The 23,366-nt window shown below is 42.4% G+C and carries 21 protein-coding genes and 1 tRNA gene; 7 read left to right on the top strand and 15 right to left on the bottom strand.

What is annotated here, in order from left to right; all coding sequences use genetic code 11:
* Positions 1 to 9: 9 nt before the first annotated feature.
* The 4 genes from ACFFRD_RS11290 to ACFFRD_RS11275 all read right to left on the bottom strand — a co-directional run bounded on the left by ACFFRD_RS11290 (position 10) and on the right by ACFFRD_RS11275 (position 5,274).
* Positions 10 to 2,940, bottom strand: a complete 2,931-nt coding sequence (locus tag ACFFRD_RS11290) for a methyl-accepting chemotaxis protein (RefSeq protein WP_392481522.1) — start codon at positions 2,938 to 2,940, stop codon at positions 10 to 12.
* Positions 2,941 to 2,954: 14 nt separating this feature from the next.
* Entirely contained in the window at positions 2,955 to 3,485 is a 531-nt protein-coding gene (locus ACFFRD_RS11285) for a chemotaxis protein CheW (protein WP_392481521.1), read from the bottom strand.
* Between the two features lie 13 nt (positions 3,486 to 3,498).
* Complete coding sequence (locus tag ACFFRD_RS11280; RefSeq protein WP_069073698.1) at positions 3,499 to 3,864, bottom strand: response regulator transcription factor; 366 nt, start codon at positions 3,862 to 3,864, stop codon at positions 3,499 to 3,501.
* Between the two features lie 213 nt (positions 3,865 to 4,077).
* Positions 4,078 to 5,274 carry a response regulator gene (locus ACFFRD_RS11275; RefSeq protein WP_193947534.1) on the bottom strand — a complete coding sequence of 399 codons (1,197 nt, stop codon included), beginning with the start codon at positions 5,272 to 5,274 and terminating at the stop codon, positions 4,078 to 4,080.
* Between the two features lie 409 nt (positions 5,275 to 5,683).
* Here ACFFRD_RS11275 and hmpF point away from each other — a divergent pair, with 409 nt between their 5' ends.
* On the top strand, positions 5,684 to 7,444 hold the full coding sequence (gene hmpF, locus ACFFRD_RS11270) for a pilus motility taxis protein HmpF (RefSeq protein ID WP_392481520.1): 1,761 nt from the start codon (positions 5,684 to 5,686) through the stop codon (positions 7,442 to 7,444).
* 128 nt (positions 7,445 to 7,572) lie between these two features.
* Here the strand turns inward: hmpF and tilS are convergent, their stop codons facing one another.
* The 9 genes from tilS to ACFFRD_RS11225 all read right to left on the bottom strand — a co-directional run bounded on the left by tilS (position 7,573) and on the right by ACFFRD_RS11225 (position 15,279).
* Positions 7,573 to 8,559, bottom strand: coding sequence for a tRNA lysidine(34) synthetase TilS (gene tilS / locus ACFFRD_RS11265; protein WP_392481519.1), 987 nt, complete (start codon positions 8,557 to 8,559; stop codon positions 7,573 to 7,575).
* Between the two features lie 75 nt (positions 8,560 to 8,634).
* Positions 8,635 to 8,988 (bottom strand): KGK domain-containing protein, encoded by a 354-nt coding sequence (locus ACFFRD_RS11260; protein ID WP_392481518.1) that lies wholly within the window; start codon positions 8,986 to 8,988, stop codon positions 8,635 to 8,637.
* Between the two features lie 291 nt (positions 8,989 to 9,279).
* Entirely contained in the window at positions 9,280 to 9,588 is a 309-nt protein-coding gene (locus tag ACFFRD_RS11255; RefSeq protein ID WP_114083796.1) for a KGK domain-containing protein, read from the bottom strand.
* Between the two features lie 136 nt (positions 9,589 to 9,724).
* Positions 9,725 to 10,786 (bottom strand): c-type cytochrome biogenesis protein CcsB, encoded by a 1,062-nt coding sequence (gene ccsB / locus ACFFRD_RS11250; protein WP_012412189.1) that lies wholly within the window; start codon positions 10,784 to 10,786, stop codon positions 9,725 to 9,727.
* A 192-nt stretch (positions 10,787 to 10,978) separates the two neighbouring features.
* Positions 10,979 to 12,748 (bottom strand): DUF3352 domain-containing protein, encoded by a 1,770-nt coding sequence (locus ACFFRD_RS11245; protein ID WP_392481516.1) that lies wholly within the window; start codon positions 12,746 to 12,748, stop codon positions 10,979 to 10,981.
* Between the two features lie 429 nt (positions 12,749 to 13,177).
* Positions 13,178 to 13,741, bottom strand: a complete 564-nt coding sequence (locus tag ACFFRD_RS11240; RefSeq protein WP_392481515.1) for a Uma2 family endonuclease — start codon at positions 13,739 to 13,741, stop codon at positions 13,178 to 13,180.
* Between the two features lie 33 nt (positions 13,742 to 13,774).
* Complete coding sequence (locus tag ACFFRD_RS11235) at positions 13,775 to 14,347, bottom strand: Uma2 family endonuclease (protein ID WP_392481514.1); 573 nt, start codon at positions 14,345 to 14,347, stop codon at positions 13,775 to 13,777.
* Positions 14,348 to 14,445: 98 nt separating this feature from the next.
* A complete protein-coding gene (locus ACFFRD_RS11230) occupies positions 14,446 to 15,069 on the bottom strand; it encodes a chorismate lyase (RefSeq protein WP_012412186.1) in 624 nt (207 codons plus the stop codon).
* A 127-nt stretch (positions 15,070 to 15,196) separates the two neighbouring features.
* A tRNA-Leu gene (locus ACFFRD_RS11225) sits at positions 15,197 to 15,279 on the bottom strand.
* Between the two features lie 396 nt (positions 15,280 to 15,675).
* Between ACFFRD_RS11225 and accC the strand changes: the two genes are divergently transcribed.
* Entirely contained in the window at positions 15,676 to 17,019 is a 1,344-nt protein-coding gene (gene accC / locus ACFFRD_RS11220) for an acetyl-CoA carboxylase biotin carboxylase subunit (RefSeq protein ID WP_114083791.1), read from the top strand.
* A 140-nt stretch (positions 17,020 to 17,159) separates the two neighbouring features.
* Here the strand turns inward: accC and ACFFRD_RS11215 are convergent, their stop codons facing one another.
* A complete protein-coding gene (locus tag ACFFRD_RS11215; protein WP_012412184.1) occupies positions 17,160 to 17,453 on the bottom strand; it encodes a YggT family protein in 294 nt (97 codons plus the stop codon).
* A 261-nt stretch (positions 17,454 to 17,714) separates the two neighbouring features.
* On the opposite strand from ACFFRD_RS11215, the gene psbX reads away from it, so the two are divergent.
* The 4 genes from psbX to ACFFRD_RS11195 all read left to right on the top strand — a co-directional run bounded on the left by psbX (position 17,715) and on the right by ACFFRD_RS11195 (position 20,204).
* On the top strand, positions 17,715 to 17,834 hold the full coding sequence (psbX, locus tag ACFFRD_RS11210) for a photosystem II reaction center X protein (protein ID WP_012412183.1): 120 nt from the start codon (positions 17,715 to 17,717) through the stop codon (positions 17,832 to 17,834).
* Between the two features lie 248 nt (positions 17,835 to 18,082).
* A complete protein-coding gene (locus tag ACFFRD_RS11205; protein WP_392481512.1) occupies positions 18,083 to 18,997 on the top strand; it encodes a Ycf66 family protein in 915 nt (304 codons plus the stop codon).
* A 47-nt stretch (positions 18,998 to 19,044) separates the two neighbouring features.
* The gene (locus ACFFRD_RS11200; RefSeq protein WP_392481511.1) at positions 19,045 to 19,605 is read left to right on the top strand and encodes a TolB family protein; all 561 of its coding nucleotides are present in this window, start codon (positions 19,045 to 19,047) and stop codon (positions 19,603 to 19,605) included.
* A gap of 74 nt (positions 19,606 to 19,679) precedes the next feature.
* On the top strand, positions 19,680 to 20,204 hold the full coding sequence (locus ACFFRD_RS11195) for a TolB family protein (RefSeq protein ID WP_114083826.1): 525 nt from the start codon (positions 19,680 to 19,682) through the stop codon (positions 20,202 to 20,204).
* 130 nt (positions 20,205 to 20,334) lie between these two features.
* Here the strand turns inward: ACFFRD_RS11195 and ACFFRD_RS11190 are convergent, their stop codons facing one another.
* Complete coding sequence (locus ACFFRD_RS11190; protein ID WP_392483048.1) at positions 20,335 to 21,342, bottom strand: succinate dehydrogenase/fumarate reductase iron-sulfur subunit; 1,008 nt, start codon at positions 21,340 to 21,342, stop codon at positions 20,335 to 20,337.
* A gap of 1,447 nt (positions 21,343 to 22,789) precedes the next feature.
* Here ACFFRD_RS11190 and ACFFRD_RS11185 point away from each other — a divergent pair.
* Positions 22,790 to 23,227, top strand: coding sequence for an AbrB family transcriptional regulator (locus ACFFRD_RS11185; protein WP_012412178.1), 438 nt, complete (start codon positions 22,790 to 22,792; stop codon positions 23,225 to 23,227).
* Positions 23,228 to 23,366 lie beyond the last annotated feature (139 nt).

The raw sequence follows: 23,366 nt of genomic DNA, 5'->3' as shown, positions 1-23,366 counted from the left end.
CTAACTTTTTTATCTGGTTTCCATCGTTTCCACTCGGAAACGTTCAACGGAGGCGATCAAGTCACGGGATACACCTACTAAGTGTTGTAGGGCACCTGAAACTCGCTGTGCTTCCTGGGAAGTTTCTTGTGCAGTTAGTTCTACTGATTGCATTACGTGAGCGACAGCGCGGGAGGTTTCAGTCTGTTCCACAGTGTCGCTGGTAATAGAGCGCACAAGAATATCAATACGATTCGCCACTTGAATAATATTTTCGAGCGATCGCTTGGCTTCTTCTGCCAATTTTGTTCCTTTAATTACTTGTTGTGTGCCTTCTTCCATCGCGGTCATTACAGAACCTGTTTCGCTTTGGATTTGCATCACAATTTGTTCAATTTCCTTGAGGGATTTGGCAGATTTATCTGCTAACTGGCGCACTTCGTCTGCTACGATCGCAAACCCGCGTCCAGCTTCTCCCGCTCTTGCCGCCTCAATACTAGCATTGAGTGCTAACAAGTTGGTTCTGGAAGCAATCTGCGAAATCAACGCCACAATTTTAGAAATTTCTTGAGAAGATTCCGCCAACCGCTTCACTTTGCGAGTGGTTTCGGCAACAGTTTCTCGAATTTCTAAAATACCTGCGACGGTATTTTCTACCGCTTCACCACCTTGGAGAGCGATCGTACTAGCATCACGAGCAACGGTTTCAGCTTCCCGCGCCGCTTCTGCAACTCGCTGAATCGAGTCGGTCATTACCTGTACAGAATTCAGTGTTACTGCTAACTCTTCTGCTTGACGTAAAGCATCACTAGATAAGGCTCTCGCAAAGGTTTCAGAGTTGGTTGCACCTTTTGTTACATCCTTCGCTGCCACTTTAACCTGTTGCACAATATCTCGCAGGTTTTGAATTGTCAGGTTAAAAGCGTCGGCTACGGCTCCTAGTACGTCGGCTGTCACTTCAGCTTGGACTGTTAAATCGCCTCTAGCAGCTCCTTCCACATCATCCAAAAGGCGAATCACCTGACGTTGCAGGTTTTCCTTGGCTTCCTCTTGTTCATCGGCTTTCCGTTGGGCTTCACTTGTCGTTGTGAAAATTACCCGCGCCATTTCATTAAAGCCAGTGGATAAATGCCCCAATTCATCTTCAGAAAACACTGTGGCTTGAGCATTCAAATTTCCTTGGCGTACAGCTTCAAACTGAGCTTGCAGATCATTGGTTGTGCGCCGAATTTGTTTGAGTGCAAGATTTCCCATAAAGCCTGCGGTGGTAAAACCGGCAATCCCGGCTGCTAGGGACATTGCCCAACCTGTGTTTCGTACTGATTCACGTTGTTGGGCTGGCGAAAATGTGGTGGCGACAAAGCTAACTGTGGCTACAACTAGCGCTGAGACAATGCCCACACTTCCAGCAATCAACCATTGTTTCCGTTCTATGGAAGCATTTTCTAATGGTGCTAACCAGCCTTGCTCGACGCTAACGTTGGGTTCTAGTTTCGAGACATCTGTTTGGCTAAAAACTGGAACTCCTTCATGGGAACCAGTCATCGAAAATAATTCCTCTTCGCGATCGGCTGCATTGCTTCCAGAAGTATCCGTGCTTTGACGTACACTGCCACTAGTTTCTGCTGGAGCAGAATACATTGCTGCATCACCGAAGTTAGAATTTTCTTCGATCAGGTCAAATCCTGGAATGTTTCCTAAATCGTCAAATTCTTCAAAGTCATCTAAAAAGTCAATATTGCTCTTAGAACTTTCTCCATTCAGTATATTGTTTGAGTCTTCATAAGAACTTAAACCATCTGAGCCAAAGGCAGACTCAAATGCTTCCATATCAAAATTTTCATCATCAAAGCTATTTTTGCTGATGATTTCACTTGATTTCATCTGCTTTTCTTTCAGAGGGATATCGCTCTTAAAAGATGAATAATTATCAGATGATTCTGGTTGAAACTCTTGCTCTGCTTCCAAATCTTGTGACTTCAACCAATTATGTGCTTCGGTTTCAGGCAAATCATATCTACTATTGTTATTTGTAGTTGTCGAACTATTTATAAGTTGTTCTTCAACAACAATAAGTAAAGTCTCGTCTCCAAAATTAGATTTATTATATTCTAAATTCTCAATCCTAGGCTCTGAAGACTTTGGCTCACTCAACAAATCAGAGAAATTATTTTCGCTACTACTAGTTTGTGAATTAAAAGATGAAGAATTATTATTGTCAATAGCTGAATTTCCATGATCGCGATTTATCTCGTTCTCTGAAAATTGACTATTTACTAATGATTCTTCATGGCTCTCTTCGGAAATATCTTCCTGCCAAAAAGCAGGCAAATCTAATTCTGTTTTTTCCTCATAACTACTGCTATTTAAATTTTGTTCCTCTGATTCTTCATCCAAAGCAAAAGGGTCGTCACCAAAAGCTATAGAAGAATCTGAGATTTTTCCCATTCCAATACTATCTTCTGTGGGGATGTCAAATGGACTATTTGAAGATAGTTCTGTAACCCCATCCACAGTTTCTTGAGGCTCTCCAAAAAAGTTTAAATCAAGGTTATTACTGTCAAACTCCTCACTAGCTTCCAAATCTTCTAATTCTGGTTCGCTATATGCCAGTGGATCGGACATCTCTGAGGAATTGATCTGCTCTTGACTTCCTGATGTATCAATCTGTCCACCGAATGACTGTAAATATTGATTGATATTTTCAATTCCATTATTGGCAAAACCAATAATTTCTTGTTCGTTAGTCAAGCCTAATACCTGTTGATATTCTTCTTTTGCAACATCGTACTGTTGCAAAACATAGTAGATGTGACCCCTTAACAAATGAGTGTTGGGGTCATTTGGTAGATTTTGCACCACTTGATCAACTAAAGTGGCGGCAACCTCATAATTCCTTTGAACATAGGCGGTCATCGCCTGTTGATATGTTGGTTCGTAATTATCAATACTTGCTGCCATTTCCTCCTCCAATTTCATCCTGCCCACCTAGCACTCCGTACAATTGCCATTTGATCGAGCAGTCGTAGACACCGATTGTTTTTAGCACCTAGTAGCCACTCTCCACGTAGAAAGGGAACCATAGTATCTGGAACACCAGTTGGTGGCATAAGATTCTGGACATCCAACCAGTCCATACCACCGATTTCCTCTACTGCTAAACCTACTATTGTGTCTTGCTCTTCGATGGCAATCACCGAAATTTCTGCTCTATCCGTGTTTAATGCACTTGCTTCCCCCAGAAATTGACCCAAATCAGCCACCCAAATAACTCGACCTCGTAAATTTAGAGTACCCAAAAGTAAAGGAGAAGCATTAGGAATCGGGGTGATTCTATCAGGACTTAGTTCAATTACCTCCCGGATGCCAGTTGCTTGTAGTGCAAACTCCTGATGCGAGGGAATGTAAAATCTCAAATGTAACTCACCTTCAGGACTTTCCACTTGTAATTCTGGTCGGAAGTGGTCTTGACCGCTACCACTTAAAAAGTCCGGTTTGCTGACCATATTGCTTTTATCCTTATCCTCGCAGCAGTTGTTTGACTGTTCCTACCAACTCGGTTGGTTGAAACGGTTTGGCTATGTAGGCATCTGCACCCTGCTTCATACCCCAGTAGCGATCAAATTCTTCGCCTTTGGAAGAACACATCACCACCGGGACATTTTGGGTTTTGGGATCGGATTTTAACCGCCGACAAACTTCGTAGCCGTTCATCCGGGGCATGACAATATCTAACACCACTAAATCGGGAGGTGCTATTTGGATTGCCTCCAATGCTTCTAATCCATCGCTGGCATGGGTAACTGTTAGGCCAGTTGCTTTTAGGAGGTCTGTAATCATCTCCCTTTGCGCGATACTGTCTTCCACAATCAGAACTGTACTCATAAATGTCTATTTACCTCCTGATGTAGACGTTCCTATTTGGAACATTCCCTGATTCCTCCGCAATTATTAACTGTATAAATTAATTGTATGTTCTCACTATTTTCCTGGATATTGAGGTTTCACTGAGTTAGCTGACTCTGTGATAACATCTTTTAACTGATCTTTTAGTAGATCAACAAGTTATGTTTTCCCCCAGCCCTTACTCCCTATTCCCTAATCCCCATTTTCATAGAATTCTATTTTGAGATATTTCTCTACAATCATGAGTAATTCTGTGTCTGTAAATGGTTTTGTTAAATAATCTGTTGCCCCGACCATACTAGCTTTGACTCGATCAATAAATCCATCTTTACCAGTAAGCATGATAATCGGTGTGAGCCGAAATGCTGTGGAATGTCGCAACATGGCGCAAACCTCGTACCCTTCCAATTCCAACATGGCTATATCGCACAAAATTAAATCGGGTTTGAGTTGAAAAACCAGACTCAGTGCTTCTAAGGGATTGGTGAGAGCGATCGCTTCATAGCCTTGTGGTTGTAAGATCGAATTTATAGTCTCACCGATGGCGATCGCATCGTCAATACATACTATCCGCCCCCTGTGTTTTCCCTTCAATTCCCAGTTGTCATTGTGGGTATCTGGTTTAGTTGTGGCTGAATATACTAGTTGGAGCCAACTCTGTTGCACATAAGGATATATTGCCTTGGCAACTGTCAAAATATCTCGGTTGAGATAGCGAGCCAGTTGACGCAAGGATGTTTTACCATCAGCCCAATGTTGTAATTTCTCTACAGTTGCTTCTGGTAGCGATGATTGTAGCTGAACTTTGTCAGATAGGACTGGCAATTGTTCGGGAGACTGAATGTGCGGATAAAGTTCCTTCCACTCTTGCACCTGCTTCGTAATTTTTGTAACAAATGGAGCAATCTCGAAAGTGTTTAATTGTGGGGCAAGTGCCGCACCCTGATGAAAAATGAAGTTCCCTTGGTGTAAACTCAGCAGATCAAAGAGAGTTTCATGCACCAAGCCGTGAATGATACTACCAGCTATCTTGGGGTTGATAATATTTCGCTCCAAAAGTGCCCACAGATAGGCATACTCTGGTGAGTCGGTTGATGGTAGAGAGGCAATCTGTTTGTCGGTGAGTCGCATCTCGACTCGATAATGACGTAAATAATCGTTAATTCTGGATAAATTACTCTCACCTTCTCGGCAATAGATAATTTGACCATTGAGGAAAAAGACGAACCAAGACTGTTGTTTGGGGCGATAAATGTTTGCTCCCTCTCCACTCAGCTTGTTGTTATGGTGAGAGCTATGAGCTTCTACCCATAGTTGTCCAGTTCGCTGTCCCAACGCAATCAATTGCAGGATACTGCAAATATCAATTTCACTTAAATTTCCCTGCATTTACCTAAAAAGTACTCCTTGTAATGCCGTTAAATATTATTTTTGAATTGTGTCCTGCAATTTTTCCATTTTTAGAGCAGGTAGTTTAAGTATTGATTATGGAGTATTGGCAAGATTTTTACCCTTCTCCTTGTTGGCATTAGGGAATAGATTCAACTATAAACCTTAATCTTTCGTAATACACTTTGACAAAGCTAGTGTTAACACGGAAGTCATCATCACTGTCATCAGTACAAAATATAAAGGCGTGACCAAATCGCTTTTATTAATATCAAGGCGTAATATATTGCGTCTATAGTTTTGTCTGTCTTGTTTTCCTAAACCTGGGTTCAGGGAGACAAGTTAACAGAATTATTTAAGGTATATCCCAAAACATGAACTTTAAGTGCATCAATAAAGGACTAACGGTGTGCTGTATTTAGCAGAAGTACAAAAACAGAAAGGTGGTTTACTCAGTGGCAGCGGCAAAACTGAATTGAAACTGCTAGCTTGTCAGCGAACTGACCAGAATTGGAGTACTGTGTCGGAAGAAGTGATTGCTGCTGAGGACGCAAGCAAATTAAATGATGGCGCTTTGGTACTGGTTGAACTGAATCCGAATCGTCAAGTGCAGCGAATTCAAGAAGCAGGGCGGCCACTAGTCAATATTTTGCAGAATTTTTCCCGCCAATTGGAGAAATTTAAGCTCAAGGAAGATGAAATCGATCAGTGGAAACAGTCGTTAACGTTTCAGGCGCAAGAGTTGAATCGCCGTGAAATGGACATGGAAGTACGCTCAGAACAGTTGCAAAACATGGAAGAGGAGTTGCAACAACTAGAGCAGCAAAAACAAGAAGTTGACACATCCCGCCAGGAAATTGAACAGTTAAAAACAGAAGTTGAACGCAACCGCCTAGAATTGGAAGGCGCTTGGGAACATTTGCGGGGTGAGCAGCGCCGTCTAGAGGAACGTCAAGCAGATTTTAAACAGGGGACGGTTTTGGATGAAGAGCAAAGTCGGGTAATGAGTGAGTTACTCGATCGCTTATCTAGTCGTGTACCTCCCACAGAAACAGTCAGGGAACACCTGCATCTGGCTTTTGAATTCGTGGAAAAGCAGCAAGCGACTCTAAACCCGCACTGGCAAAAACTAGAAGAACAAAAAACAGCGATCGCACAACAGCAAGAAGAAGTGGAGCGGTTGTCACAAACATTTAGCGATCGCCAAAATGCATTGCAAGAAGCACAAAATACTCTAGTTCAGCAAACAGCCCAGTTGCAAATAAATACAGCTGACCTGACTAGCAAGCAAGAGTATGCCCGGATAATCAAAGAGCAGTTACGAAATGCTGAAGAGTTATATCAACAAATTCACTCTATAGCTGCAACATCTAGTGATGTAGTTCTCGGCCAGCAAGCGAATGTGGAAGCTTTGGATAAAATGCCTTTAGAAGAACTACAAAAGATAGTCCAAGACTTGCAGCATAAACTGGAAATAGATGCTACCTTTGTTCACGATCAGGAACAAGAACTGGAATATAAACAAGAAGCTATAGAAGAACTACAAAATAAATTAAGCCAAGCATCTGACCAGGATCACATCAATTTGGAACTGGAATTAACAGATGAAAAAGACCTCTATCAGATGCTAAACTCCAGTTTGGTGGGACAACGCCGCAATATGTTACAGCATCAGAAGTTTCTCAAGCAACACCAAGCTGTATTGCTACGGCGACAAGGACATACTGTTGTTGAGGAAGAAGAGGGTAATAAAGTCAATTTAGAACCGGTTCTGTTACAAATTGAAACCCAGCGACAACAGTATTCCCAAGAAATCCAAAAGCTAGAACGTGAAATCGATCAAATCTGTTCTGGTGTTGAGCTAAATCAGGGAATGATTGACAATCAAACCCACGATTTGGATGAAAAGCGCCAAGAACTAAAAGCGATCGAAGAAAATTTGCTTTCCCTGCGAAGAACAACTGCTGAATGTTGTGGTCGAGTGAATCTTTATCAAGAAGCACTACAACCAATTCAGGATTCTCTTGATGGCTTACGGCAAAAGCTGCAAGGAATTGCAGAATCTTTGGATAAATTCCAGGAAACTGGCGATCATCAAGTCCAAGCAATCGCCCAGTTGCGCCACACTCTCCAAGGTTTAATGCCTCAGCCAGAATTATTAGCGTCTTAATAAGTTAGGAGTGATGAATTAAAGATTAGACATCTCCGAAAAAGTAGAGACGTAGCAATGCTACGTCTCTACAAGGTTTCTGGGTAATGCATATTTAATTTCTGGAGATGTCTATTTTTAACTCCTAACTATTTTAAATAAATCCAGTCTCCTTCTACTTGAGCGATCGCACCACCAGGAAATGGATCGGTTTGCGAACGGTTTGGCGCTGTAATTAAAGCCGTTAATTTCTCAATGTGTTCAAAACTCGCTGCATCAGTAAGTATTTGCTGCAACACCTGACGCATCACGCGACGTTGCAGTGCCAATGGTGCTTTCTGCAATACCCGACGATTTAAGCGTAAGGGAATAAGGGAATCTTCATCATCCCCTATGCCCAAAGCCTTTTCCCGCAATTGCTGGGCAGCTTTTTCGAGATATTCTACTTCTGCTTGGAGAAGTTCTGCTGTTTGAGCTAAGGCTGATTCTACTTGGGGATTGAAATTTTCCCGTAAATATGGTATCAACTCTTGGCGAATGCGGTTGCGGGCATATTGCAAATCTTGATTAGTGGAATCTTCCCAAATTGGCAATTTAAACTCTTGACAAAATTGCTCTGTTTGTATTCGAGTAACTTCTAAAAGTGGGCGTACTAGCATAATGCCTGTAGTCAGAGGGCGTTGCCAAGTCAGGGCTTGTAAACCATCAGCACCAGTACCCCGAATTAAGTTGTAGAGGAGAGTTTCGGCGCGATCGCTGGCGGTGTGTCCTGTAACTATATACTGATAATTATTTGCTTGAGCGATCGCACTTAAAGCTTGATAGCGCCAATCGCGTGCAGCAGCCTCACTATTTATAGGTTCGTTCGCTGTTTCTAAATAAAAGGATGTACCCCAAGTTTCAGCTAGGTTTTCAACGTGATGAGCATTAGCTTGAGAGTCAGAACGCCAACGATGGTCGCAGTGAGCAATACCTAAATACCATCCCCATTTGGATTGTAAATCTAAAAGTAATTTTATTAAACACAAAGAATCTTGTCCGCCGGAGACAGCGATTAATAGTCGCTGGTTGCGCTCAAACAAGTGGCGCGATCGGATGGTGCGATGTATTTTTGCGTGTAGAGGAGTCCATACCATTTTGGATTTTTTAGCGCCGACGGACACAGATAATTGTCTCTTATATCACGTGCATCGACAATTACGATTTGGGTATTAATTTTCACCTTCCTTGAGTTGCTGCCGAAGGTCATCGAGCGGAGAACTTTCTGGATTGATATCTAAGCGATTATTTTCTTGTTTTTCTTCAATTTCAGTTTCATCAGGGCAAAATTCTAGGCGGACTCTAATTTTACCTGTCCGCCATTGTTGACCAGGTATTAAAACATAACATTCAAATCCTTCGTCAAATACTTTTGAACCTGATGAGGCACAGTGTTTGGCCCAAAAATTTTTTACTTCCTTTAAAAGCTGAAATACTATTTGAGTGCGGGGTAAATTTTCAAACGCTTCTTGGTGAAAATGCACAACATCTTTTTCAGGATTTAGAGGTTCCCATTCATCATTCATAAATCTTGCTCCTGTAACTAAATCTATAGTTCCCAGGAGAGACAAATTAATTATAAATCCTCATAGTTTTGGGATTTGGCTTGCAGCTACAACTTCTTTAAGAGCTAGTTCTAGTTCGGGGAAATTCGTAGAGATAATTCGGTCATTGCGCGTAAATTTTTGGACTTAGTATCGGTTTTCAAGCAATAGTTAGTTTTTTAACTGGAGTCTGAACCATATTGTTCATCTTCTAAAAAAGGACTTATAACTATTTGTAATTGATAATTTAATTATCAATTACAACAAATAATTTTATTTTTCTACTTGTTTGAGCTTTTGAAAAATCTCATCAAGCGGGGACTCAGATTCATCAGGACAAAATTCTAAAGCAAGTCTAACTTTTCCTTTTTTCCATCCCTGAGTACTAAATTGCAAAACTTCACAATTTAATCCTTGGGTATACAAATTTACTTCGTCTGTTTCTTCCGCTCCAATATATTCCTTAATTGCGGTAATCAAATCACGGACTTTAAAAGTTTTAGCAATATTTAATTTATTAAAGGTGTCTGGTTCTATAGACACAACTTCATCGTGATTAAGTCTCTCAAATCCATCTTCCATAAAAATGTCCTATCACTAAATCTATATTTTCCAGTGATATAACAGTTCATCCGAAATAATTCCCAAGAGATAATAGTAAATTTAAATCTCCTCCTTTCTCCCTCTCCATTGCTGGAGAGGGTTAGGGGTGAGGTTATTAAAAGAACCAGCCGTAAGAATGCAAACCTTTACCCAAAAGATTCACACCGAGATAGCAAATCCAAACAACAACAAAGCCAGTGGCGGCTAAAATTGCGGGACGGCGGCCTTGCCAACCGCGAGTGATTCGGGCGTGGAGATAGGCGGCGAATACTAACCATGTGATTAGTGCCCAAGTTTCTTTAGGGTCCCAACTCCAGTAAGAACCCCAAGCTTCGTTAGCCCAAACGCCACCGGCAATAATGCCAATTGTCAACAAAGGAAATCCGAGTCCGATGATGCGATAGCTGATGTTGTCGAGGGTTTCGGCAAGGCTAAGGCGCTGAGGTGAAAGTGGTTCGGCAGATGCTACGGTTTGAGGTTCAGAAGTAGTTACTAAATTCAAAACAGCAGTGTTGGCGTTACCGTTGCCATTGCTACTACTTTCAAAACGAGCAAAGCCGTTATTTTCAGCAGAAGGGGCTGGTGGTTGAGAAATGAGTTCAGCTGCTTTGTGCAAGCGGTAGCCGTTGCTGCGATAGCCACCAGTACCGACAGAACTGCCTTGTAGCTGGATGTTTTGACCGCGAGTGACAATCAGAAAAGCGATCGCTAATAACGCACCCACCATCAAAGCAGAATAACTCAACATCATGACGCTGACATGCATCATCAGCCAATTTGACTTCAAGGCAGGTACTAGGGGTTCTGACGCTTGCATCTGGGATGGTAATGTCATTGTCGCAAAAGCAGCGATCAACATTGCCACCGGAGCTGTAACAACTCCTACTAAGCGGCTACGGCTGCTACTTTCAGCAATTAGATGGACAGTGGTAATACCCCAAGTTAAGAAAAACAGGGATTCATAGAGATTACTTAGGGGAAAGTAACCAGCTTCTATCCATCTTGCCCCTAGTAGAGTCGCCATACACAAATTAGCGATCGCCATCCCAGCTGTCCCCAAAGCGGCTAGATAAGGCAGATTCGGAAAAGCCGCTCCTCCCCAATACACCAGCATTGTTAGGAATAATATGGCAAAGGAGGCATTGTCCAGCCAGTTCTGGAGTACAACCAGATTCATAAAGTGTTCTCTCCGTGGATGATTTAAAATATGGATTCTGACTGTTCTGATCCTATATGCTTACAGGGTTATGGGATAGGAGAATTGGAAATTGGGAATTTGGAATTGGGCATTGGGGACAAGGGGAAAGACTTGTTTCAAGTTCTCACCCCTTGTCCCCTTGTCCCCTTGTCCCCTTGTCCCCCTGCTCTCTTATCTAGAAGAGTTGCTATTATTGCTTTCTGGACTAGGCAAGGGAGTCGTATTACTAACTTTTTTGAGTGCTATAAAAATGTCGTAGAGGTTACTACGACTGTCGCTGACAGCAGATGTCATCCCAATCGAGCGTGTTGCAGCTAGCAAAGTTTGTTGATTGGGAATTAGAGTTGGTAAAGGGAAATTGTTCACAGTTCGTTCCACATCCAGAAAAAATTGACCATTTGTTGGATTTGGTTCTGTAGGAACTGTTTGTTGGAATGGGATCGTGCTACCTAGTGTGTTGTTGGGCTTGGGAACAATTTTATCAGTGATGGGAGCGCCCACTACTAAAAAGGCGACATCTCCATCTAACCAACCGTGGGTGGCAGTTAAAGTACCATAAGGTGAAACCCAGTTGACAACAGGTTGCCCTGCAACTTTTGCAGGTTGCACTTGGAATTGGTATTGATTTCTCATCACATCATCCAATTGTTTTATGGATGCTTCGGCTGAATTGCGTAGGCTTTGCCCACCGTAGGCATTGCTGGCCTGTACCATGAACACCAAACCCGCACGAAAATCATTTGGTGAACCTTCTTTGGGAGTATTAGGAATCACTGATAAGGAAAACTCGCCTTTCATCCAACTGAGCAAATCCTTATCTAAATCTAGAGTGGTAAGAGATTTTATCCCACCTTTGAGTTGTTCTGGTGCGATCGGTGAGAGGGGATTTCCTTGAGATGTTAAAACGTAATCTCCCCACAACCTCTGTAAGTTTCCTCCCGAAAGCATCATTAAGGTTTCTGCTGGTACGCGACTTTGCATTTTCCCAGCTTTATTTTCCACCGCCAGCACACGTTGACTATTAGGATTTAACCAAGAAACACCCTTGAAGCGGATTCCTTCTGCCTCTAAAGTCATTGTCCCTGCTAAACCTTGGTTATTTTGCAGTTGAGCTAAAACTTGAGCGGGTAAAGGGCGGTTTGGAGAAGCTGCGGCTATTTTAGCTGCTGTTGGCACATTGACGTAAAACTGGCCAAAGCGTTGGTAATTGGCAATTTTCGGAAAATTCTCCGCAAAGCCCCCTGTTGTCGCTAGGGATGTTTGATTTTTGTAGGCATCGATCGCTCGTTCTGTGGCTTTAGGACTATCAGTTATAACTAAAAAACGCCCATCTATTAATGCTGCTGATAAGTTTTCCCCTGTCTGTCCCTCACTTTGTTTGATGGCGATCCCTTGATAAATACGGTCAATCCATTTGCCTTGTTTAAGGGTTTTGGGTTGTGCCAAAATGTTTTTGGCGATTTCTGGATTTTTTACTGGTAATACCATTACCATCGACTGCTGATCGCTGGCAGCATCTTCATTAGTGGTAACTGGTTTGGGTACAGCTTTGCTTGCTGTTGCTGGGGCAAGAATTGCGATTGTAACGTCATTGCCTACCCAAGGGGCGATATCTTTCTGGAAGTCGTAACCATTATTAGTCAGAAAGCGATCGCGCAATTCTACTAAATTTCTGTCCAGTTCTGCTTGGGTTTCTTTTGTCCCAAACTCCCGCAATTTCTGCCATTGCTGGGGATCTGTGGTCAGAGAAACCGCAAACAGTGCATCACCAGGAATAATATTTGCACCTACGAGCAAATCACTGGAAGATATTTGTCTCTGGCTTAACAACCAGTATGCTACACTCCCTGCACCAATTAATAGCCCAGCAGATGAGAGCGTCAGCACCAGAGAGGGTTTCTTATTTTTCTTCATTGGAACAGACACAAGAGGCGGTGCCATCGAAACCTATACCTTATACTTGCAAACTTATTATTACTTGCTTGATTAGTTAAGTACACCAACAGGTTTACCCATTCTTTAGGACAGCTAATTAGATTAAATTTTCCACCCTAAATGTTGATAATACTTCCGTAATCAATCTTCCCTAGTCTTTCAAAAGCCGTGTTTTTGATTCAGTTACCATTTTTAACACGGTTTGTTGAATTTCGTAGGACGTTTCGCTCAGATTAATGCCTCATTCGGAGATTTTCGCAAGTAAATCTTTGATTCCAAGCAATTAGAGAATATAACTAACTGGACAAAGCTGCAAGTGAATTTAAGCTATTTGGCTTTGGTCGGTAGCGTAGGCGCAGCCCGTCGTAGACATCGCCTACGATGGCCGGGTACGCTATCGCACCACATAATGACTACAATATTTTTTGGGACAACCTATAATTGCAAATCAAATCCAGGTAATATATCCTCTCCAGAAACAATCGCCGGCATTTGCACAACTTCTACAGCTTTCAAAAGTCGGTAAATTTCAACTTGACGATCTTGAGGATTAATCAGCCAACCCAAACGCAGACCATTTTTGATATATTCCTGCATTTTCTCCTGAATCTGTGACAGCCGATCTGTCTCCGAACGCAGTTCAATCAGAAAGTCGGGTACAAGTGGCGGAAATTTTTTTCGTTGTTCTGGTGTTAAAGCTTCCCAGCGCTCCAATTTTACCCAAGCAGCATCAGGAGAACGTTTTGCACCATTTGGAAGTATAAAGATAGTTGAAGAACTAAAAACTTTCCCTAATTTAGCTTGACGATTCCAATTATTTAAGTCTGTAATTAAATCTGCTTCTTGATTTCCGCTTTCTCCTCCGACTGGTGGCATAATTATTAATTCTCCGGCTGCATTCATCTCTAGGCTTAAATCACGATTGGCAACACACAATTGATAAAATTGCTCATCGGTTAAATGAGCAATCGGTTCTAGATTTAGCACAACAGTATTCATTAAACCTTTCCTCGTGCTTTCTTGCTAACATCATTAGGAAATTCTTGCTTGTTGGAAGATTTCTTGAGGTGTAATTTGCAACCCTTCAAATAGGGAATCTTCTAAACTCTCAGTATCACGTTTAGTTTGAGGGAGAATATCAGGATAAAAAATAGTAATAGTTTTTGCTCTAGAATCAATAATCCAAACTCGTTGAACTTTAGCTTTTAGATAATCAGTGGCTTTTTCGGTCATGTCTCCGAAAGTTTGACCAGGGGAGATAATTTCAATGACTAATTCGGGTGCAACAGGACAAGCCTCATCTTGCAACCAATCAGCAGAAAGACGGTTATAAGAAACATAAGTCAAATCTGGAACAGGAACCCAGTCTTGTTGATTTCGTCTCAGCTTAATTGCCCATTCAATTACAACCCGCCCTTTTCCTTGCGCCCATGCAGACAATAGTATAAATAATGCACCTGTTATATAACTATGAAAAAATTTTGGTGCCATTTCATCATTTGGGAATTTAGGAACAGCTTCTCCATCAATGAATTCGTAGGTGATATCTCCTTCGGGAAGTGCAAGAAATTCTTCGAGGGTGAGTTGGGTTTTAAGTTGAATCATGGTTGATCTTGGGGAATTTACTACCAGATGCGATCGCTACAATATTCAACCTTCCTTTGATAACCTCATTGTATTGCTCAATAGCGATCGCAGGCTTTTTACCGATTTTGGGAATTCAATTGCATCGCTCCCAAATATTTAGTTAAATAAGGCGAAAAAACTTCATAAATTAAAGTTAGTGGCTGTCCATGATGCCAAAACAAGTAGTGGCGACCCCAAAAAGGCCCAGTTACGTCAAAACCAGACTCTAGCGCCGATGAGTCACCATAATAAATCCCTCGAACATCCCGATATAACTCTGTGCGGAGACGAGCTAAACTTGCCCAAATTGGTAATGAACGATTTTGCAAATACTCATCTACATGACTGGCTTCCCACCACGAGGTAGCATAAGCTAATCGTTGACCAGAAGCAGTCCGCAGCCACACTTGTCGCCGTAGTCGCGGCCCTGGAACAGCTTGGATTAAATCAGGTGCAGCATCCAAATCCATGCCAATCAATGACATATCAATGACATCTACTTCTACAGGCTCGCCTGTAAGCAATTCTAGGTGACGTGTTGGAGAGCCGTCACCCAATAGCATGAGCTGCCAAGCAGGTGCTAGCTGAGTGTGAGGTAAACTTTTTTGAATTACTTCCTCCCCTCCTTGCCAAATCGGAGTGAGGCGATGCCAAGCTGCTGGCTGTGTTAAATTGTTTGTCGGCGTAAAAGTAATACTCAATGCTTTTTACAAAACTTCACGTATCTCTATAAAAGCATAAAAAACCAGAGCTATACCAAGATTTAAGGGTCAACAGTCTCAGGTTTATTGACCATTGACTATTGACCCTTGACTAATCAACAAAATATGCGGATGGTGAGACTCGAACTCGCAAGGGCATAGCCCACACGCACCTCAAGCGTGCGCGTATACCAATTCCGCCACATCCGCACGGCTTGTCTAAAGATAGACTATAGCATAAGAAAATAATTATAGTAAGGTGATATCTAAAGTTATATTTCTCAAAAATATAAATTTCTTCAAGGCGGTATCAGACTGACAGAAATTTGGCATCTGCACAAGTGATATTAAAAAGGGTAGAGCGACTGTGGGAGAAACGGTGCGATGGCGTATCGCAAAAACCCAGTTTGGTAAGCTAGCCAAGACTTACAGCAGCAATGTTGTTAGTGTAGTAAAACCCGTAGAGGCAGCAAGCCTGCAATATGCGAGTTTGCTTAGAGTCAGGGTGGCGAATCTCCTGTGATAATTTGAAATAATGCGGAAGCGTCGTTTCAAGTTGGATCAGAGAAAATGTGAATCTACTGGTAATGATATCGAAACTAAAAAATGAAGTTTGACAAAATATTAATTGCCAATCGGGGAGAAATCGCCCTTCGCATTCTCCGCGCCTGTGAAGAAATGGGAATTGCGACAGTTGCGGTTCACTCCACCGTTGACCGGAATGCTCTTCACGTCCAACTTGCTGATGAAGCGGTTTGCATTGGCGAACCAGCTAGCAGTAAAAGTTATTTGAATATTCCCAATATTATTGCTGCCGCATTGACGCGCAATGCGACTGCTATTCACCCAGGTTATGGCTTTTTGGCAGAAAATGCCCGGTTTGCGGAAATCTGTGCTGACCATCATATTGCTTTTATCGGCCCAACTCCAGAAGCTATCAAGCTGATGGGCGATAAATCCACTGCCAAAGAAACCATGCAAAAAGCTGGAGTCCCCACAGTACCGGGTAGTGAGGGGTTAGTAGAATCCGAGGAAGAAGGATTAAAATTCGCCAAGGAAATCGGCTATCCAGTGATGATTAAAGCCACAGCAGGTGGCGGTGGGCGAGGTATGCGCCTAGTTCGTTCTGAAGATGAATTTGTCAAACTTTTCTTGGCAGCGCAAGGGGAAGCAGGAGCAGCTTTTGGGAATTCTGGCGTTTACATCGAAAAATTTATTGAACGTCCCCGCCACATCGAATTTCAAATTTTGGCGGATAACTACGGTAATGTCATCCACTTGGGTGAACGGGATTGCTCAATTCAGCGCCGGAACCAAAAGTTACTAGAAGAGGCCCCAAGTCCGGCTCTCGACCAAGACCTGCGTGAGAAAATGGGACAAGCTGCTGTCAAAGCGGCCCAATTTATTAATTACAGTGGGGCAGGTACTATTGAGTTTCTCTTGGATAGATCCGGTAAATTCTACTTTATGGAAATGAACACCCGGATTCAAGTAGAACATCCTGTAACAGAGATGGTTACTGGAATAGACTTGGTTGCCGAACAAATTCGAATTGCCCAAGGAGAAAGACTCAAGCTTTCCCAAGAGCAAGTAGTTTTGCGGGGTCATTCCATTGAGTGCCGAATCAACGCTGAAGACCCAGATCATGACTTTCGTCCTTCTCCTGGACGGATTAGCGGCTATCTCCCCCCTGGAGGCCCTGGTGTTAGGATTGATTCTCACGTTTACACCGATTACCAAATCCCGCCTTACTACGATTCTTTAATCGGCAAGTTAATTGTTTGGGCCCCAGACCGACCCACTGCTATTAACCGTATGAAACGCGCACTCCGGGAATGTGCCATTACTGGACTGCCTACCACTATTGGGTTTCATCAAAAAATCATGGAAACTCCACAATTTTTGCAGGGTAATGTCTATACAAATTTTGTCCAGGAGATGAACGGGTAAGGGATTGGGAACTGGGAAGGGGAGGCAGGGGAGACAAGGGGACAAGGGGACAAGAGGTGAGAACTTGAAATAAGTCTTTCCCCTTGTCCCCAATTCTCCTTGTCCCCAAGTCCTTTTCCCAATTCCCAATTCCCAATTCCCTAATTCGCACGAGATATCATAGTCAGCAATCCTTGCTGACCTAGTAATATTTCTCGTAGCAGGCTGAAGATACCAACCCAAATAATAGGTGTAATGTCCACTCCGCCTATAGGTTGTACCAGTTTTCGCAATGGCACTAAAAATGGTTCGGTAGGCCAAGCTATTAAGTTAAAGGGCAAACGATTCAGATTCACTTGCGGATACCAAGTGAGAATGATCCGAAATATAAATAAAAATGTCATCACCCCTAACACAGGGCCAAGAATCCAAGCAGTCAGGTCAACACCAGTCATCGGTTTAAGGTACTATCTATCTGTAAAGAAAGTAAAACTTAGGCGAACGGCAAGCCGCGCTTCGCGAACGCCACAAAAACTTTAAGCTTTGTAAAGCACTCTCATCATCATTTTAACCAAATGCTGTGACTTTCTTCTGGAATAAAAAAGTAAACTCGCTCACAGCAGTTACCAAGTTTAGCAGTTCCGAGTTAGAGGCTTCTCAAGAAAGTAATACACTATTAAAATTAGGATGAAGTGTGTAAAAAAAGGTTTAGAAGTATGACGCCTTCTTTAGCAAATTTTCTTTGGAGCCTGCTATGGGGTACTGCAATTGTTGTGATTCCCGTTACAGTTGGTCTAATTTTCATTAGCCAAAAAGATAAAATTCAGCGTTCATAATGCTTATGAGAGTTAATTTAACTCTCACAACCGATTGTCTGTCAGCTATTTATAATTGCGCTACAAGCAGCAGTATTTGCCGCTAGAAGCATTTGTAGCTAACAGACATAGGGTTTTTTAATTTTTCGGTGAACAGCTTCAGAGCTTCTTTGCCAGAGGCTTTGAAGCTTCAATATTTATCGTGCCTAATTACAGTAGTGATTTTAATTGTGACTCGCTAACATAGATTTGATATTGGGAAAACAGCAATGATAAATTTTGGGCTGAACTCAGCCAGTTTTCTGGCTCAGGTAAATTTTGGGGCAAATTCAGCCAGTATTCTAGGAATTTTCCTGGCTGTGGCTGGGGCAGCACTGTATTTTCTCCGCACTGTGCGTCCAGAATTGTCACGGGATCAAGATATCTTTTTTGCGGCAGTTGGTTTGCTCTGCGGCTTTATTCTCGTGTTTCAAGGATGGCGGCTAGACCCGATTCTGCAATTTGGTCAACTGCTTTTAGTTGGCACAACTGTGTTTTTTGCAGTTGAAAGTATTCGTCTGCGGAGTATAGCTACCCAGCAAGCAAAGCGTAACACTCCGATTGTGGATGAAGACCGACCGGTTAGCGATCGCTATTCGTACAACGATCGCAGAAAGTATCAAGCTGAAATGGATGCAGACTTAGATCCATTGCCTTATGAAGACGAGGAAGAACGCCCCCCGCGTCGCCGGATTCAGGGTAGCAGGGATGAAATTTCCACTCGTGATAACTACTACGAAGAGCAATCACCCCGTCGTTCAGAACGCCGCAACAGCAGCAGTAGTGAAAGACAGGCTCCAACTGACAGAACACGGCGGCGGACTTCTGGCCGTCCTGTGAATCGCCCTTCTGAAAGCTCTGAAGATGAAAATTGGGGTTCATCTAGGCAAGTTGATGATTGGGAAAGTTCGGGAGGGGAAGTCAAAAAACCTTCTCGCCGTAATAATAACGGTTCTCAACGCCCAGAAAGCCGGGAAGATGATGTTGCTCCTAGACCAAGAAGGCGTCGTCCACCCACAGACTCAGCTTCTCGAAGACCGCGCGAAGATGATGAGGCGATCCCAACTGATTATGTACCGTACAACCCGATTGAAAAGCCAAATCAGGGGCCAGATAATTCGACTGATTTTGATGACGATGTTTAAAACAGTTGGCGTGGAAATAGGTTTAAAGGCAACGGAAAACAGTTGAGGTGGAAAAACTTACGCCTACATTTTGGCTCCAAAGACCAATTCATTGGAGCCTGGTTTTTGGTTTAACAAGTTTGCTTGCATCTTGTGGTTCTAACAATATTCCCATAGGGCCTACTTCCCTCAACAGTCGCTACACCGAGGAGCAACCTGCTTTGAGTGGAAATGGGCGCTTTTTAGCGTTTGTATCTAATCGAAATGGTAATCAACAGCTATTAGTTTTCGATTTAGAAAGGCAACAGTTTATTGGCACACCGGGCATAAACCGAGCAGAGACAATTGCTGAAAGTCCTAGCTTGAGCTACACCGGGCGTTATATTGCTTATCTTACTAGTGACCAAGGTAGACCGGTGGTGGCGCTTTACGATCGCGCTACGCAACAGTCGCAAATCGTTACACCAACCTATCGCGGCTGGATCAGAAAACCGAATATCAGCCCAGATGGACGTTATGTTGTTTTTGAAACCGCCAGCCGTGGTCAGTGGGATATTGAAGTCCTAGACCGAGGGCCAAATATTGAGTTAGATATTCCTAACGGTGCAACCGTAGGTTCACCTCCATAGAAGGCAGAGAGCAGAGAGCAGGGAGATGAGGGAGAATAATTAATGTCCAATGCCCAATGCCCCATGCCCAATATATGAAACGTGTTTTTTTTATACCTGTATTTTTCTGCTTAAGTTTATTGACTGGATGTTTTGGCTACCCTCGCCTTTTGAGTTATCCCTTTGATCCGGGGGGTCGGAGTCTCAATAGTTTAGCGTCAGAATTAAACCCCCAAATTTCTGGGAGATACATTGTTTTTATTACTGACCGACGCGGTAGCCAAGACGTTTATATGTTTGATACGGTGACTCGTGATTTGGTTGATTTGTCAGGTTTAAATTCCTTTGATGCGATCGCAAATCATCCTAGCGTTTCACAAGATGGTCGTTATATTGTGTTTGCGGCTAGCCGCCAGGGGCGATCGGCTATTTTTCTCTACGAGCGGGAAACACGCCAATCACGAAATTTGACTAATAACCTACAAGCTGAAGTCCGCAACCCTACAATTAGCGCTGATGGTAGCAGGATTGCTTTTGAGTCTAGTAACAACGGGCAGTGGGATGTTTTAGTATATGACCGTTATGGGCGACCGTTGAATATACCTCAAGAACCGCGTTGAAGAATAGGGATTGGGGAATGGGAAGAGGGCAGGGGAGCAGGGAGCAGGGGAGACAAGGTGACAAGAGGTGAGAACTTGAAACAAGTCTTTCCCCTTGTCCCCAATTCTCCTTGTCCCCAAGTCCTCTTCCCTATTCCCTATTCCCTTCAACTTGTTGCACAGATTCAATGAGCGATCGCACTTGTTCTGTCCCTTCAGAAGGTTCAAAGGACAAGGGAAACTTACCTCGCAGGAGCATCCGCAAACCGAGGGGTGCAAGACTGAGCAATCCTCTTAAATCTTTAAAGTAGTTACCGACTACTTGTAAACCAAATTGACGTTCATCAATCCAACCACCTTCTTTAACTAAATCTATCAAAACTTTCCGGTGACGAATTGAGCGACTATCGCTGGCTTCTTTGTGCGTAAGAATTTCTTGTTTAACTTTGGTGATTTGTTCTAATGGTGCAACTTCCATTGGACAAACTGAATCGCAGTATAAACAACGGGTACAACCCCATACGCCTTTAGTGCCTTCGTTATACATTTCTAAACGATTTTCGGTATCACTATCGCGAGAATCCGCTACCATGCGGTAAGCCTTGGCAAGGGCATGGGGACCAACAAAATCTGGATTCACTTCACGGGCGTTGCATTCGGAGTAACAAGCACCGCACATAATACAGTTACCAGTTTGATCGAGACGCGATCGCTCTTGTGGTGTTTGCAAAAACTCTCTTTCTGGTACTTGTCGTGCTGCTGTACTCACATAAGGAGCAACTGCCTCTAAATTATTCCAGAAACTGCTCATATCTACAACCAAATCTTTAATCACGGGCATATTGCCAAGAGGTGCGATCGTGATTTCAGGAATGACATTTACTTTACTTTGGGATGATGGTATTTGTTGTAATCTAGCAAGTTCACTGCCAACATTTTCCTTACAAGCTAAAGCCGAACGCCCATTAATTCGCATAGCACAGCTACCACAAATGGTATTACGGCAATTTTTGCGAAATGCCAACGTTCCATCTTGCTCCCACTTAATATGATTGAGGCAATCCAGGATTGTATTACCTGGTTCTGCCTCTACAAGATAGGTTTGCACAATAGGGGAGGAATTTTGTTGCTGTCGAATGACCTTAAAAATAACTTCCATGACTACTAACCAAAATTTTAAAATTGCTTCACCAGCCTTAACAATCATGAGTCAAGGCTGGTAGTTACGAAAAGTGAGCTATACTTTTTTTGCCCTCAATTCAAAGCCTGGTGTTAATAAGCTGACGATTAAAGGGAAACTGATTCTAGTTTAAGGATAACCATTAAAATTTTACTTTTAGCAGCGCTGTAGGCAAAATTTGTGTCAAATTCTGAGATAAAACGCCAAAAATGTAATGGTCGCTTGACATTGAATTTAGTCGTTTGAGAATGTAAAGGAAAGAGGTTTACTTAGAAAGGGACTCAGGTTTATCTTTGGTCTAGCGATCATATCCAAGGTAAATGCAGTTACCGTTAGCAACAGGTCTTCATATCAACTTGAGTCAAGCAATCCTAGCTGGAAAATTCCGCCTTCGCTAACGCTTGACAGAATTTTTTGATTATATAGAAGTGTAAAAGCACATCTTCAATATATAGTAGTGGCAATTAAGTGCTAGGCGTATGTTAAGAGATTTATTCTTCCCATAGACAGACGTAGAAAATCCTCTGACCGCTTTTGAGCTTACGGTAATAAACCGAGGAAAAATCCTTACCACTTTCAAATAAAAGTCTCGCGCATCGAAGAATCCCGGATAGGCGAGACTTTGAGATTTTTGCAGCCTCTCAATCAAGAAAATCTTGAATTTAACTAATTGGTCAAAACTGCTCATCTAAATTAGATAAATTTTTATAATGCAATAAAGGGTTAGGAAAATCGTCACGGCTTTTTCCAACCTTTAAGTCCAGAAATTTAAATAAAAATTTACCAGCAACTTTAATTCAAAATTAAACAACTATTTTGCTATTATTAGTCCATGCTAGTATTTAATATAAAATTACGAACTCACAAAACCAGAATCAATAGCCGTATCAGCGCGGCTACTACTGCTTTGTTGATTCGTAATGTAGAGACAAGAAAATTCGCGTCTCTACTGGCAGGACAAAGGGCATAAGCCCGTAGGACTCTATTGAAATACTATGCTGTCCTAAGCTTGAGAGGATGAGTAGAGAAAACTCTACCTACTCATTAGCGAGAAGGGCAAGCACTGAAAGTGAAAAACCTGCGATTTATTGGGTCTACGACTTATTTGGAGTAGAGCCAACCCCATTTGTAAAGGTGGCTGAAAGTTACACCGCTACAGTAGCGCCAAAAGAGAAAATAATTTCATTTCTGATGGCGAATAATGGTTAAAAGTGCCGTGAAATCAGCAAAATTAATTTCTATGGCAACTATGACCTCTAATTGGTTGTAGACAACCATAATATGAAGTGCTTTTGTCTCCTATCGGCAGTGATTCACCCGTAACACTAGAGTCCTAAGTAGCTCTATGCACATGCTAAAAAGCCAAATGCTGGCATGAGACTACATTATTTATCAGCTTGGAGAGAGTAAGGAAAATTTGAGCATAATGACTGAAACTGCAACCGCGCCATTAACTGGAAAAGCACTACTTGCGAAAGTAAAAGAACTTTCCACTTTGCCACGCCGAGAAAGAGCTAAACAGTGCGGCTATTACACTGTTACTAAGAATAACCAGGTTCGTGTTAATCTCACCGATTTTTATGACGCTTTGCTATCGGCTAGAGGAATTCCTCTAAGTCCAGAAGCACCTAAAGATGGTCGTGGTCGTGAACCGACATATCGGGTTAGTGTCCATCAAAATGGTCAGATTGTGATTGGTGCCACATATACCAAAGCAATGGGCTTAAAGTCTGGAGATGAGTTTGAAATTAGGTTGGGATACAAGCATATTCACTTGATTCAACTTGGTGAAAGTGATAAAAAACTGACCTCACCAGATATAGACTCCGACGAATCGGACGAAGATTTGGAAGACGAAGAGTAAATTTGCTGATGGTAAGGATAAGTATCAGGTATGATAACTTGTCCTTACCTCAATAGCAAACTGGTAACTCTATTGAAAAAATTTTGTTCCAGATAAAAAATACGATTAGACCCCTTGCAGAATTTGCCAAATTTAGTAG

The sequence above is a fragment of the Nostoc sp. C110 genome (genome assembly GCF_043099725.1).
Classification (GTDB): domain Bacteria; phylum Cyanobacteriota; class Cyanobacteriia; order Cyanobacteriales; family Nostocaceae; genus Nostoc; species Nostoc muscorum_A.
Note: the sequence above shows the minus strand (reverse complement) of the source record. Positions and strands in the feature narration are given on the sequence as shown.